14 protein-coding genes are annotated in these 14,810 nt (G+C 29.7%); 5 read left to right on the top strand and 9 right to left on the bottom strand.

Annotated elements, in window-relative coordinates; translation table 11 throughout:
- Positions 1-5 precede the first annotated feature (5 nt).
- The gene (locus EW093_RS01360) at positions 6-2,531 is read left to right on the top strand and encodes a fibronectin type III domain-containing protein (protein WP_149566663.1); all 2,526 of its coding nucleotides are present in this window, start codon (positions 6-8) and stop codon (positions 2,529-2,531) included.
- A gap of 226 nt (positions 2,532-2,757) precedes the next feature.
- On the opposite strand, the gene EW093_RS01365 is transcribed toward EW093_RS01360, so the two are convergent.
- From EW093_RS01365 to EW093_RS01380, 4 genes are all read right to left on the bottom strand, one after another.
- A complete protein-coding gene (locus EW093_RS01365) occupies positions 2,758-5,835 on the bottom strand; it encodes a UvrD-helicase domain-containing protein (protein WP_149566664.1) in 3,078 nt (1,025 codons plus the stop codon).
- The gene (locus EW093_RS01370; RefSeq protein ID WP_149566665.1) at positions 5,828-8,167 is read right to left on the bottom strand and encodes a PD-(D/E)XK nuclease family protein; all 2,340 of its coding nucleotides are present in this window, start codon (positions 8,165-8,167) and stop codon (positions 5,828-5,830) included. Before EW093_RS01370 ends, EW093_RS01365 begins: the two co-directional genes overlap by 8 nt.
- 158 nt (positions 8,168-8,325) lie before the next feature.
- Positions 8,326-8,850: an SGNH/GDSL hydrolase family protein gene (locus EW093_RS01375; RefSeq protein WP_149566666.1), complete on the bottom strand. Its 525-nt coding sequence runs from the start codon at positions 8,848-8,850 to the stop codon at positions 8,326-8,328.
- The gene (locus EW093_RS01380) at positions 8,850-9,548 is read right to left on the bottom strand and encodes a hypothetical protein (protein WP_149566667.1); all 699 of its coding nucleotides are present in this window, start codon (positions 9,546-9,548) and stop codon (positions 8,850-8,852) included. Before EW093_RS01380 ends, EW093_RS01375 begins: the two co-directional genes overlap by 1 nt.
- A gap of 124 nt (positions 9,549-9,672) precedes the next feature.
- Here EW093_RS01380 and EW093_RS01385 point away from each other — a divergent pair, with 124 nt between their 5' ends.
- From EW093_RS01385 to EW093_RS01395, 3 genes are all read left to right on the top strand, one after another.
- A complete protein-coding gene (locus tag EW093_RS01385) occupies positions 9,673-10,656 on the top strand; it encodes a helix-turn-helix transcriptional regulator (RefSeq protein WP_149566668.1) in 984 nt (327 codons plus the stop codon).
- A gap of 470 nt (positions 10,657-11,126) precedes the next feature.
- The gene (locus tag EW093_RS01390) at positions 11,127-11,387 is read left to right on the top strand and encodes a type II toxin-antitoxin system Phd/YefM family antitoxin (protein WP_149566669.1); all 261 of its coding nucleotides are present in this window, start codon (positions 11,127-11,129) and stop codon (positions 11,385-11,387) included.
- Positions 11,380-11,697: a type II toxin-antitoxin system RelE/ParE family toxin gene (locus EW093_RS01395; protein ID WP_187759776.1), complete on the top strand. Its 318-nt coding sequence runs from the start codon at positions 11,380-11,382 to the stop codon at positions 11,695-11,697. Before EW093_RS01390 ends, EW093_RS01395 begins: the two co-directional genes overlap by 8 nt.
- Positions 11,698-11,809: 112 nt before the next feature.
- Here the strand turns inward: EW093_RS01395 and EW093_RS17925 are convergent, their stop codons facing one another.
- On the bottom strand, positions 11,810-12,025 hold the full coding sequence (locus tag EW093_RS17925) for a nucleotidyltransferase family protein (RefSeq protein ID WP_149569554.1): 216 nt from the start codon (positions 12,023-12,025) through the stop codon (positions 11,810-11,812).
- 8 nt (positions 12,026-12,033) lie between these two features.
- Positions 12,034-12,507 carry an ATP-binding protein gene (locus EW093_RS01405; protein ID WP_149566671.1) on the bottom strand — a complete coding sequence of 158 codons (474 nt, stop codon included), beginning with the start codon at positions 12,505-12,507 and terminating at the stop codon, positions 12,034-12,036.
- Between EW093_RS01405 and EW093_RS01410 the strand changes: the two genes are divergently transcribed.
- On the top strand, positions 12,470-12,814 hold the full coding sequence (locus tag EW093_RS01410) for an ATP-binding protein (RefSeq protein WP_281283501.1): 345 nt from the start codon (positions 12,470-12,472) through the stop codon (positions 12,812-12,814). The genes EW093_RS01405 and EW093_RS01410 overlap by 38 nt on opposite strands.
- Positions 12,815-13,004: 190 nt before the next feature.
- On the opposite strand, the gene EW093_RS01415 is transcribed toward EW093_RS01410, so the two are convergent.
- From EW093_RS01415 to EW093_RS01425, 3 genes are read right to left on the bottom strand one after another with little or no spacing between them, the layout of a single operon-like run.
- Positions 13,005-13,979, bottom strand: a complete 975-nt coding sequence (locus tag EW093_RS01415) for a type II toxin-antitoxin system HipA family toxin (protein WP_149566673.1) — start codon at positions 13,977-13,979, stop codon at positions 13,005-13,007.
- Entirely contained in the window at positions 13,976-14,293 is a 318-nt protein-coding gene (locus tag EW093_RS01420; protein WP_223111632.1) for a HipA N-terminal domain-containing protein, read from the bottom strand. Before EW093_RS01420 ends, EW093_RS01415 begins: the two co-directional genes overlap by 4 nt.
- Positions 14,281-14,562, bottom strand: coding sequence for a helix-turn-helix domain-containing protein (locus EW093_RS01425; RefSeq protein ID WP_187759778.1), 282 nt, complete (start codon positions 14,560-14,562; stop codon positions 14,281-14,283). The genes EW093_RS01420 and EW093_RS01425 overlap by 13 nt, the downstream gene beginning before the upstream one ends.
- Between the last annotated feature and the right edge of the window lie 248 nt (positions 14,563-14,810).

Genomic DNA, 14,810 nt, shown 5'->3' on the forward strand with positions numbered 1-14,810 from the left:
TATAAATGAAACTAATAAAAAAAATTGCATTATTAACATTAACAACAGTACTACTTTTAAATTGTAGTAATATGCTTATGGATTTAGAAGAAATTGATGGTACTGCCACTGAAATCTTATCAAGTGGGGATGTTTTAACTTTACCATTAACTAATGGAACAACACCAGAAACCATTGCTGTCAAAGCCTTAGATCAGGATAATGATGGTGGAATAGATGGATTTGATTTAGATAATGATGGAATTATCGATATTTTATTATTTGAACCATCTAGCCAAGGTATTTATCCCGCAGATATAAATGGTGATGGAACAATTGATTGCTATGTTTTATTAGATAATGGTAACGTAGTATTTTCAAGTACATCCACAGGAACAACTAGCGACCTATGGCTATTTAAAAATTCAAGTAATCTAATAACAGGTATAGTTAGTAGCGGAACTTCTTCTACATTAACATCATCATTACCAAGTAAAACAGATTCTGTTTTACTTGGCGGAGAAATTATAACAATTCCAGTAGCTGGTAGTACTACAAATAAAGTTTTTGCCCAAGTGATAGATATAGATGGAGTAGCTCCTATTGATGGTATAGATTTAGATGGAGACACTACGACTATAGAACTAACCCTTGGAACACCAACAGGAGGTTTTTACCCTGCAGATGCAAATGGTGATGGAACCATAGATTTTTATATAACAGTAAATAACGGTGATATTATAATAACAAAAGCAAGTGATGGAACTACTACAGACATAAGTGTATTACTAGATGGTACAACAAAAAAACCTACGAGTTGGGATACAACAGGTAATAGTACAGGGGATATAATAATTCCTAAATCAAATGATGGTGTTTTAACACCAGGTGAAGTTGTTAAGCTACCAACCACTAATGGAGCAACAACTGGAACTACCTATGCTAAAGCTTTAGATTTAGATAAGGATGGAAAAGTTGATGTTTTTGATATTAATGGTGATGGAGCTGGGGATATTCCTTGTGGTTTGCCTACGGGTGGCTATTACCCATCAGACCCTAATTCCGATGAAGTAGTAGATTTTTATGTTTATGTCCCAACTAATGGGGATATTATTTTAACTAAAACAAATACTGGGACAACAAATAATGTAACTGTAGTTGTAGATAATACAGGCGGGCTTGTTGGCTTTGATACTACTGGGGATGGAACTTCTGATATAACAAATCCTACATCGACAGATACAACGGCTCCAGCTAATCCTACTTTAGGTACAATTACAGCAGGTGATACAAGCATAACAATTAACTGGAGTGAGCCTACTGACGCTGACTTTGCTTCAATAGAGTACTCTGGAACTGGAATAACAACAGGAACAGTAGCTAAAGGAACAACTACAAAAGAGATTACTGGTTTAACTAATGGTACAGCATATACAATTACAATTAAATCTGTAGATACAACAGGTAATAAATCAACTGGTGTATCTTATGCATCAACAACACCTGTAGCACCAGTAACCTTTGGGAGTGCTACTCAGGTTATTGGACAAGCTGATTTTACATCAGCAATTAGTGGTACATCAAGTTCTTTAATGCATTACCCTATTGGTTTAGAGGTAATTGATGACAAATTATTTATCGCTGATATGAACAATCATAGAGTGTTAGGCTTCAATAGCATACCTACAACTAATGGTGCTACAGCAGATTTTGTCTTAGGGCAGGCTGATCTTAATAGCCGAGTCAACGGAACAAATGCTACATCATTTTATTCGCCTTATGCTGTAAGCAGTAACAGTTCTAAACTAGCAACTGTGGATTGGGGAAACTGTCGAGTTTTAATATGGGATAGTATTCCAGACACAACACAAAAACCAGCAGATGTTGTTGTTGGACAGTCCAATATGACAAGTTCAGTTTCGGGAACAGCTAGTAATTTAATGAAGTTCCCTAAAGATGTTTATTTAACAAATGATAAGTTACTTGTGGCAGATTCCGGTAATAATAGAGTCTTAATTTGGAACTCTATACCAACAACAGATGGTATAGATGCAGACATCGTCCTTGGGCAACCAGATTTTACTTCGAGTGATCCTTATACAACGTCATCTACTATGAACGATCCAATTTCTGTATGGAGTAACGGAATAAAGGTTATAGTTTCAGATAGAAACAATCATAGATTGTTAATTTGGAACACATTCCCAACTTCTAATGGTCAGGCTGCAGACGTTGTTATTGGTCAAGAAAATTTTGTTACTAATGGCTCAGATACAACCGCATCGACATTTAAATACCCTTTGGGTATTTCTGTCTCAGATTCAGGAAAGCTCTACGTTGCAGATGGTAACAACAATAGAATTTTAATGTTTAATTCTATTCCTACTGTAAATGGGGCTTCAGCAGATGATGTTATTGGTCAAACCGATTTTAGTTCTTCCAATTATGGAACCACAAGTTCAAAATTTTATGATCCTAGAGATGTAGTTGTAAATAATGGTATATGGGTTGCCGATATGCAGAATAACCGAATATTAAGATTCGATGAATAAAAAATAACAATACTTTATATAGCTACGGGAAACCGTAGCTATATAAAATATGCTTTTTTAATATTTTCTAAATCTATTTTTGAACATTCTAAGTTCATATAATTACTCCTAAGTTTTTAATTTTTCTTATCCCAACAGTGGCTTTTTTAAGATGTAGTAACGACTTCTTCCATTTATTCCACCTTTGTTATTTTTTTTAAAAATTAATTTTACTTATTGAATCTCATTATAACCATAATAATTTTCGATCCAATACATTTAAGTTATTTGACTCTAATACATCTAGATAGAAGTCTAACTGTTTATTATATTTCTCTATCTTTTCTGGGGTTGGTTTTCCTGTTTTAAAGTCGATGATTACCCAGCCATTTCCAGTTTCATCATAGTATATAAGGTCTATAAAACCTCTTTTATTATCCTGGTTAAACTCTAATTCAAATCTATGTTCAGCACCTGAATTCAGCTTTGAATATACAAAACTCTCATAAAATTTATTCATACTTGTTATTATTTTATCTCTATCCTCTTGTTTAAAAATAGCTTCTCTTTTGAAAATAGAGTCTTTATTCTCATTAAATTTTTTCCAGTACTTCTCTATAATTTTATGGGTTTTCTCACCTAATAATGCAGCACTAATTTCACTGGTTTGGGTACTGTCAGAAGTTGCAGATATTATGTCTCTAGATGTAAAAGATAAAGTCTTTAGATTATAAGCTATGTACTCTGGAAGAACTCGATTAACTAAATTTCTCTCATCTGAAGATAGATGAATACATACATTTGGGTCTTGTTCGTATAGATCCATTAAATAAATATTCAGTCCCTCTGTTATCATTTCTAAATAACTATTCTTTATAGCTGCTATAGATTCATCTTTTTTAATTTTTAAAGAACCAGAAATAACTACATCATGTTGGGCCCTTGTTAATGCAACGTATAAGAGACGTTTCTTCTCTGCTAAATGCTTTAAAACGTCTACTTGTTTCAAGATTCTATGACTAAGGGGATTGTAATCTCCTATTTTAAAGCCTACTAACTCTCTGTTTTCATTATTTATTGCGTAATTATTGTATTTTAGGCTCTCAGAAGTAACCTGAGTTGTTAAGCCCTTTTCACTATTGCCTAATAAAACTAGAGGATAAGCAAGCCCCTTAGTTGAGTGAATTGTACAAATCTCAATAGATTTAGCGCCATCAGAAATATAAAACTCTTCATCTTCCTTTGAGTTAGAAAAATAGATTGCAGACTCAATGCTATTAAGAAAGTCAGAAAAACTACCGGTTTCTGACTCTTCAAAGTCCATACAGATATTCAGAAACTTGTTAATATTAGAAACCCTTTGACTAATATCATCAAAATGGGCATAAACACTATAAAGATTAGAGTCCTCCACAATATATTTAACCAAAGTAGATAGCGTACTAGTTTTATAGAGATTTATATACTCCTCTAGTACAGGGGGTATAGTTTTAGATTCTATAAACTCTTTAATCTCTCTATCTTTAAATCTCAAAATATTTGACCGTAGAGCTCCAACAATATAATATCGATCTTTTTTAGATAGATATTCTTTTTTCTTTGAGTATATATGTATTGCTTTTAAAACATTAAAAATGTCGTTAATCTCTTTAGTCTGATAAAAATCCTCAGTCGCTGAAACCTTAGAATCTATTCCCAATTTTTTTAAACTCTTTTTAAGCTCTACCATTTTACTACTACTATCAAAAAGGATAGCAATAGCTTGTTTGTTCTCATTAATAAGATTCGAGATATGAGTGTAATCACTGTTTCTGTAATGAACTATGTCATAAATAAAATATGAGATCCTATCAATTTCTGACTCTTCTGAATCTGATGAGATTAAGAATTTAAAACTTCCTCTGTTTTCTCTTTCACTTTTTCCAACATGTAAGTCCTGGGCTGTCGCTTCATAATCTTCTGCCCCCTGAAGGATTTCTCTGAAAATTTTATTTACAGAGTTTAAAACAACACCGTCACTTCTATAGTTATTACTCATATCCTCTATAGATTGAAAAAGACTCTTATCCTGGACAGCTTTATTGAAAACTTCTAGTTGGGCTCCTTGAAAGGAGTAAATTGATTGTTTGCTATCCCCTACTACAAATAGATTAGTATCCCTATTCATTGCTCTTTTTATAATTGAAAACTGTACCTCGTTTGTATCCTGAAACTCATCAACCATAATGTATTTATAATCAGTAGAACACTTATCGATTATCTGGGAGGTTTTTGTAATAATAATATCAAAATCTATTTTACCAAGCTCAATAAGTTTTAAATCATAATCATTTTTTATCTCTGCCAAAATTGATTTAATTAGTTTAATTACATCAAAAAATAGATCCTCTTTAACTTGATCAATTTCACTATAATATTGTAGGTATTTATTATCTAATTTATTTTTAATATCATTCAAAATAGGATATTTTTTTTCACCTAATGTCGGAGCTTTAGCAATATCTACATCACTCCATTTTTTTGCATCAAATCTTTTAAAGTTATCTATATATTGATTAAACCAATTCTCTCTAATCGTATCTTCTTTTATATCATCATATACGTCGTATAATTCAGGTAACGGAAAAAGTTTTTCTATAATTTTCTTAAAATCATTTATTGAATTACCACTATCAAAAGATTTAAAACTATTTCTGAATCCTAGATCAAAAACATATTTTTTTATCAAATTGGAGAAAAAATATAAGGGTAAATAATTTGTAATATTTTCTATCTCGCCAGTGTTAGATTCAAAGACATTAAATATGATAGAATCTAACTCTTTATTTTTTATTTCATCATCAATAATATCAAGTTTAGAATCAATTCTTGCTATATCTGCATTAGATTTTATAATATCTAAACAAAAAGAATGAATTGTAGATATCTTTGCTTTACTAATATCGATTAGAGCCTTATTTAAAATATTTGAAACAAATTCTTTCTCATTTCTATCAATATTATCATTGGCTTCTTTTATGGAATTATAATCACCATCTTCAGAATCTAATTCATTGAAAGTTATTATCTTCTCTATTAGTCCAAAGATCCTGGATTTCATCTCTAGAGCTGCAGCTTCAGTATAGGTGATAGTTACAATTTGACTAACAAAGGCTGCCTTTGTCTTTATAAAGTAACTACTTTGAGTGGAGTAATCTTCTCTAAAATAATCAAAACCTAATAATGCATTTATATACCTTCTACTAAGTGTATATGTTTTTCCACTTCCTGCACCTGCACTAATAGCAAAGCTTTTTTGTATACTAAACTTATTTATACTACTCATCAGATACCTCTAATTCTTTATCTAAAATATTTTGGTGGCATATATTTTTAATATCACACCATTTACACTGTTTCTCATTAGAGTTATTAAATACGAAGTTACCACTATTTATAGAATCCCTCGTTTTAAATATTAGATCTTTGATATTCGATATATATGTTTCATCAAATAAAACTGATGATTTTACTTCATCTGTAGACATTTGGGCAAAGTGATAATATGGATTATTCCCTTTAAAACTAAGAAGTGAAGAGAAGAAGTTTTTATCTTCTGATTCAATCTGTGTGGCATACAAAAGGTATAATCCTAGTTGAATATCTTTAAGCTCTTTAATCTCTTGGGTTTTATCAGTATCAATTTTTGAGTTACATTTTTTAGATTTGTAATCTAATATATTTACTTGCTCTTCCAAAGAGTCATATCTATCAATAAAACCTTTTATAAAATGGTTGTTATCATCAGCATCTGGTGGATTATATGGTTTTAGTTCATGATCTAACTTGAATTCTTTCTCAAATTCACTAGACCGGAAATAGTTTAATTCGACTGCATTTTCTATATAATAATCTACAAACTTTGCCAATAAACCAGGTTCTCTGTCATCATTTAGACCAGCCTGTAAATTAGAAAGAAACAGTTTATGATAAATATTCTCTTCTCCACGATTTTCTGCTACTTTTTGGATATCATACGCTTCAACAGATTTATTTTGCATTAAATCATATAGAAATCCTTGATCTATTGTGTCATTTTCTAAATTCTTTACATCTTTACTAAATAGTTCAAAACAGAGGTGCATTAAACTTCCCTCTTCTAAAACATCAAACCCATCTTTCTCAGCTCTAGGAGCTTCTACTCTTATTTTATTTAAGTATAAGTATTGTAAGGGACAAGTAGTATATCTATTTATTTGAGAGGCAGAAAGATGCCTTGCATCAAATCCTTTGACATTTAAACCATCATATTCTGTGATTTTATCTATCGAGATACTTTGTAGATATTCTGTATAGCTTTCTTGTTTTATAGCTTTACCATCTAATGCCAAATCTGATTTACTTTTTATTCCAGAAACATCAATTTTGTTACTATTACTATTTTCTTTATCTATAACAATTGAAGGTGCTAACTCTTTTTTTCCACTGTAACTTGCTGTTACAAGATATAAATTGTCACATATACTCTTAAGATACATATATAGCTCTTTAGAACTTTGATAATAATCGTTTAAATAGAAAAGATTGATATCCTGGTCATATGTATATAGGAAATTATCTGAAGGTTGTGGTGGAAAACTGTTAATATCAGCACCTATAAAAATAATATGTTTATACATCTTACTTAGCCCAACAAGTTGATTTGCTTCTGTAATCTCTATTCCTACTTTACTATCATGAATCTGAGTCTCTTTTAATATCGCCTCTCTCTTCTGTTCAGTAAACTTAAGACCTAATGTTTTAAATATATTTTCATAATCCCCTATTCTATTTTTAGCTATATTATATGCTGTTCTAACCTCAGTACTATTTTTATTACAAAAGTTGTTTAATGGTGTTCCTATAGATGAAAAACCCTTCATGTTAAAATCTGGCATATAAATTTTGAAAAGTTTTGAATACTTCTTAATATCAGTTGTTACATATATAATTTCATTATCTGAAGCACCTTCTTCCATTAACTTCCTTGCTATTTTAATTGATGTTTTAACTTCATCAGTAGAATCAAAGACCTTTACTTCTGGAAAAATAATCTGAGGATTATTTGGGTTTTCCTCTATCTTCTCAATTCGATTAAAATCTCTATTTAGTTTTTGAAGAATTGACTCTTGTTTTTTTGATTTAATGAAACTTAATTTATTAAGAGTGAATGAATCAATAAATAGATCATCATATTTATTAAAATTTTCCTTGGAGTAATGTGTTTCAAAATAATCTTCAATATCAGAGATATCACCAAGCTTATGCCTATTTTTATATTCTACATACTCCGTATAAATTTTTTCTATAGCTATTAGCTTTTCACCTGATATTATTGATTTAAATTGAACTTCATTTCTACTACATTTTGTAAGAAAATCAAATATAGTGTCTATAGAGTTACTATCATCATTTAAATAATTGAAATATATAATATCGTTATCTTTTATTATTTTATGGATGATGCTGGAACTTGTAACTTTATCGATAATAATTTTATCAGATTCATTATCGTAAAACTCTTTTATTAGGTTATCTAAGGTTATGACTTTATCAAAAACTCCAGTTAGTTCACTTTTTTGTAATTCTCTTTTTCTCTGATTACTATATGTTATATATAAACTGTTTTTTAAATTCATTTAATTCCCTATAGTTAAAAGTCTATTTTTATAAAAAGATCGAAAAGTTTTGCAATGCCTAGAGGAAGGGTTTTAATTCTCCCAGCCTTATCATGATATTTTATCATAAAGGCATTAGAAAGAAGTTCCATAGTTACTCCTTCTTCAAATATATTATCTTATTTGAAATTCCCTGTATATAATTTTAATTCTTTTACATATTTATCTTTACTGATTATACCAGCTATAGCCTGAGCTATTTTATGTCCCCCATACTCAGATGGTTCTATTGGGGATACTGTGGAAAAATCTTTCTCTTCAGTGGTTTTAAATATATCTTCTACAATAAGAACATCTGAATCATCTTCTGGATTGTTACATTTTATAATTTCCCTCAGTTGTAATGCATCATTTCCACCAATACTAATAAAAACATGTTCAGAGTACTCACTAGTAGTTTCCTTTGTACTATTTGTTGGGATTCCTCTAAGTCCGTCCTCGATGTCATCTCTATAAGGGTCTAATAAACTATTAAAATCAATTTGGTTTTCTAAATCTTTGCTTTTAGCTCCATCTTTTGCTATTAGATTTACAACATCTTCTTCGTTTAAATATTTAGCTAATAGATCCTTAACACTCCAGTCCTCAATAACATATCTTCCATTATCAAATATGGAATCTCCTAATAATATTACTTCTTTCATTATTTCTTTTCCTTTTCATATGATTCAATTTTCTTATTAAATCTCTCTTCCATCTCATCAGGAATTATCCCTCGAATAGGCAGTAATTTGTACTGATGAGGATGAGAATGCTCCCAATATTCTTCATCTGGCCATATAACACAGTAAACATTTTCGATACCATAAGTATATGCTTCTTCCATATAACTTTTAAATGATTCTTCAAGTATTTCTTCTGGTAAACATCGGTGTTTACTTCTTAAATAATTTTCATGTTTTAAAAATTGTTCTTTCGACCACGGTGTTCCGGTTACTATAACAGCATACAGAGTATTACAGTAAATAAATTCGACAATATCCCCTGCACTGTATTTAGTTGGTAGATCAATCCCTCTAAAGGGTGTTTTGCTAGGAATCAAACATCCATCATGATAATTACCTAAAGAGTTATATATTCTTGTAGTATCACTACCACGATAAATAACATCTAAAGCTATCTCAGTTATTTCAAAATGAGATATATAGGTCTGTTCTTCTTCATCATCTTCTTCTATCTCATAATAATCTTTATAATCAGAAATATTTCTAAAATTATTAATTATATCCTCAGCTTTTTTTAATGATGTATAATAACCTACTCTTTCTTCCCTAAGCTCCATAGGATAAACTAATTCACCTTCATATGTGTAAAATTTTAATAAAAATATAGCTTGTTCCATAATGTACTCCTGCTTTTAATGAGTTAAGTCTATAAGCTTCGAATGACAAAAAGTGTCATAGTAAATAAAATTGCAAAAAAATTATAAATTAGTTACACTTTCTAAAAAGTTCCATGGAGTTATCTTGAAAAAAATAAGAGATTTTTTTGAAACAATTACAATTCTTTCTAGACCACAAGGGGTTACTTATAGCGAACTAGCCGAATTACTTGGTTGTAGTCACAGAACAGCAGTAAGAGAGATTGAATATATTTATACTATTTTTGACCTTGAAGAGTCATTAAGTAATACTGGAAGAGAAAAGAGATTTTATCTATCTGAAGAAAATGTTAAAAATTTTACAACAGTAAAAATGCCAAACTTAAACCTTTCTGCAGCAGAAACAACAGCACTAATACTACTATGGGGTAAATCTAAATGGCTTCAAGATTCTACCTATCAAGAACATTTACGAAGAGCATTTAATAAAATATTTACAATTGATGATTATAAATTAGATCAATTTAAAAATCTATCTAACATCATGTTACTAGGTGAGTCTCATAATAAAAACTATGCAAATAAAGAATTAATTATTGATGATCTGATTCATGCCATGGTACAAAAAAGAAGATGTGATATAACATATCACTCCTACCATAACGATACTAGAAAAAGTTACTGTATTAATCCCCTACATCTTTTTCAAAGGGATGGTGGTTTATATTTCTTCACAACAATTAACGATTACACAGATATAAGAACCTTAGCCGTAGAGCGGATAATTAATCTTAGCATTGGGGAGTCTCATTTTGAAACACCTACCGATTTTGAACCTCAAGATTTTCTTGATACAACTTTTAATTTATCTTTTGGAAAACAGGAAGAATTTAAGATTCTTTTTGATAAAAGTCAGACTCTTTATATATCAGAAAGGAATTGGGCAAAGGAACAAAAAATCGAAATATTAGATAATGGAAATATTATTCTTTGGTTACGAACCTCTGGCCGGCATGATATAAAAAGGTGGGTACTAAGTTATGGTGCAGATGCGGAACTCTTAGAGCCAGAGTCCCTAAGAAAAGAAATAGCCGATGAACTAATCACAATGAGTAAAAGATACAATTAACAACTTGATTTCCCATATAGTTCAGTTGCTATAAAATGAAAACAAATATATTTCACCGTAAAATTAAATGTATAATAAAATAGCGTAGTTTAAACTTATATATTCGTTTTTAGTATGGATTTAAAGTCTAGTTCACATAAGAAATGGTGTTAATTTAATAAATATTGGAAATTTTCCTGGCATTTTTCTTGTGTTCCAAAAAGGTTTAATAAAATCAGGCTTGAAAGTCTTGTAGTTTAGTAACATCAGATTTTAAACTTGATATACTTAACTCCTATTCTATTAGAGAAGCTAGAGTATAAGTTTTAGACTCCTTACCAGAACTTTTACTCCAGTAGGTTCTGTTGGGAATTACTAAATAGTTATATTAACTCATTCATAACTACACTCCTTTTAAAGAGCTTATGAATGTTGTTATTTTTCTTGTATTGCATCATAATAGTAGCATAATTATGTAATGGAGATGTGAAATGCCACAAATAATACCAATTAAAGATCTTCGGAATACAACAGAAATATCTCGTAAATGTCATGAAACCAATGAACCAATATTTGTAACAAAAAATGGATATGGAGATATGGTTCTAATGAGTATAGCAACATATGAAAGAGATATAGCTAGAACTGAATTATTAAATAAAATTGCTGTAGGTGAAGAAGATCTTAGAAGCGGAAATGTAATAGAAGCTGAATCAGCATTTAAAGATCTTAGGAATGAGTTTTTTGACTAACCTATATAAGATAAACCTAACCCAGAAAGCATATGGAGATCTTAAAGATATTTATAGATATATTAAAGAAGAGCTACATAATAAAAACTCTGCTTTAAAAGTTATAGATGAAATTGAGAATCGAATATTGCTATTAAAGGATTATCCTAAAACAGGAGTGTTTGTTAAAGATGAAGTTCTAGTTAAAAGAGGATATAGAAAGCTTCTTGTTAATAACTATATAGCGCTTTATCTAATAGACGAAGACAGAAAGGTTGTTAATATTATTAGAGTTGTGTATGGAAAAAGAGACTATCTAGAATTAGTGTAGTGCACAATTTTTTATGACTATAACCATAAAAACTCATGTCTCTGATCGTAATTTCATTATTGCACGAGTATGCAACCAAATATCCTGGTCAGACTCTGCCTGAGATCCTTTTTCACAGGTACTGAACCTCAGATATAATAGGTTTTAATGTTGATTTTAGAACAAGGTCTACTTTAGTATCAAAATCTTCAGAAAGTTCCTGCTCAAGAGTGATAAGATCAAATAAATCTAATTGTGATGGTCTTGATAAATCAATAAGTATATCAACATCACTATTTATATTTTGTTCTCCTCTTACATAAGATCCAAAGATACCAATTTCACTGATACCTGAATTTAATAATCTTTTTTTCGTCTTAAAGAGTCACCTTTTAGCTCAATTCTATAAGATCCATATACAATCCTATCCATAATTGCATCAGCTATTGTGGAATCACCAATTAACCCATGCCATGACTTTACAGGTAGTTGAGATAAGAATATTGTTGATTTTAAACCATGTCTGTCTTCAAGAATATCTAACAGAGCTAGACGATTATCATTGCTAAATGTACTTAGCCCAAAGTCCTCTAATATTAATACATCTGCTTTAACTATTTTCATTAACATTTTGTGGTAATGACCTTCACGTTTTGCCTCTTTTAGATCAGCAAATAATCGACTCGTTAATTTGTACATGACTTTATAGCCAAGATCACAAGCTTGGCGGCCCAACGCACTACCTATAAAGCTTTTTCCTTTATGTAAAACTTTACATAAAGGAAAAACCTGTATTTTTAGAATGGCTGTAGACTCTTTAAATCCTGGAATGTTTAAGTCATTCTACATATGCCATACTTCTGTTGGAATTCAAGAATTTTATACACACTTATGTAATATTTTTGGTTTACAACCCGCAGGAAGAAGAGCTGCGATGTTTAAAAGTATCCATGAGTATATCTTAAATATGCATAGGACTACGAATATTCACCCTATTCTAGTTATAGATGAAGCGGATAAACTAAGTACAGAGATATTACAGGAGTTAAGACTAATTGCAAATTTCAATTATGACTCTGTAAACATTGTGGTAAGGATAGTATGTGTAGCAAAACCAAAGGTACTGAACCTCAGATAATATAGATTCATTTATAATAGGTTTTAATGTTGATTTTAGAACAAGGTCTACTTTAGTATCAAGATCTTCAGAAAGTTCCTGCTCAAGAGTGATCATTAGTTGTCATAATAGAAACTCCACCTTAACGATGGCTTACAGGGGAATAGAAGAGTTTTTTTAGCAATACCCTATAAGCTCAACATTTTTATTCTTATGTAATGATACTTATAGCTTTTAATCTATCAATAATTAAGTTTTTTGCTTTAAGTTTCATTTCTTTAGGCATAAAGCTATGATTTATTATCTCTATTATTCCATTTTTATTATTAATGAAGTTTTCTAATATTTTTTTAATAACTGGCTTACGTATCCCAACAAGTTCACCTAATAAATAAAAATCTGAACCAGTATAAAATCCATATTTATTAAACGAATCAGAATATATACCATCATCTTCCGCTTTTGTTAAATCGAGGGCAAGCACTCCAATTGTAGAAGGATTAGGAAATGCATGAACTAAAAGCTGATCATAATTAGGTGTCAATCCATCATAAAAAGCTGTTTTATTGTCTTTATATTTTATTAGGCTAATATTTTTTAAATGCATATCATCATTTCCAATAAGATAAGCAAATACTATTCTATTAAATAACTCTTTAACAACTGAAAGCTTACCTCCACACATTTTACGAACAAGAATTAAGGCTTCTTCGTAGCTTTTATTATATTTATTTTGACTTTTTATATTAAATGCTTGGGCTAAATCTTCTTGATGTATTTTTTCACCATTATTTCTATCATATCTTTTTGTTATATAGACTTCTTCTTCATCCAAAAATTGTATATTTGCAGAAAGAGCAGTATCTATTCCTAAAAATCTACTTAAAGACATTGCACATTGTTCATTTTCTGCAGCATATGGAAAAGATTCTGGAGATGGCTTTAAAATATATTCACCTCCAATAGTAACAATTTCAAATTCATTATCGCTATTTAAAATTAATGATAGTTTTTGCTGTACCCCAGATATAGACATCCCATTAGTAAACTTTATACCTTTAGTAAAAAATTCTTTTCTTGAAAAATTCAATTTATATATAGGTCTAAATTTTCCAAAAAAATCTTTTTCAATTTTTCTAATCTTTGTCTCTTTATCAATATTTTCTAGAGTTAATCTACAGATCATACTTTATCCTTTATAATTGTAATTGCTCCAATTAAATCTTTTCCATTATTTAATAAAATTCCAAATTTATCTTCTTTATCGATGTGTTGCATATTACTTTGTAAATCCAATAACCATCCTTCACTCACTAGATTTTCAAAAAAAGGAAATAGATCAATGCTGTAATATTTTGATTTTGAAAAAGGAAAATTATATCCTATTGGAGCTCCAAATATAATGTAATCGCTATCATAAGTAAAACAGAATCCTTCTTTTGTATTTATTAGAGTACCAGCAAGGTAATTATTAAAATATACATACCCTATTCGATCCATAATTTTAATCCTAATGTATCAAGAAGCTGTGTCAAAATTTTATAGTTTAGATTTATATCTCCTGATTCAATTTTCACTAAACTTGCATAAGAAATCCCTGATAAATCGCTAAGTCCTTGAAGAGTAAGATTTTGATTTTTTCGTTCTTTTCGAACAACGTCTGCGAGTTCAGTTATAGGCTTTATTCTTTTTAAGGAGTTATATTTTAATAATTCCTCTTCCATTTCCTGAAATTTTATTTTTATACTATTTAATTCTTGATCTATCATACAAAATTCCTTCATTATAATATAATCTTAAATTATGCTTTATTCTATACTATTTATTTGAAAATTATTAAATTATCTATTTATTGACATAATTATATGTATTTAACAATATTTAATACTTATTTCAATTACTAAATCTATTTTTTTATATAAAACCTAGAATAAATATAACGATGCTATGATAGAAAGTGTAATCATTTGCGACTGGTGTTATAATGAAGTTAGTACTTCTTAAAAGAGGGACGGCC

The organism is Thiospirochaeta perfilievii (assembly GCF_008329945.1).
GTDB classification, from domain to species: Bacteria; Spirochaetota; Spirochaetia; order DSM-2461; family DSM-2461; genus Thiospirochaeta; species Thiospirochaeta perfilievii.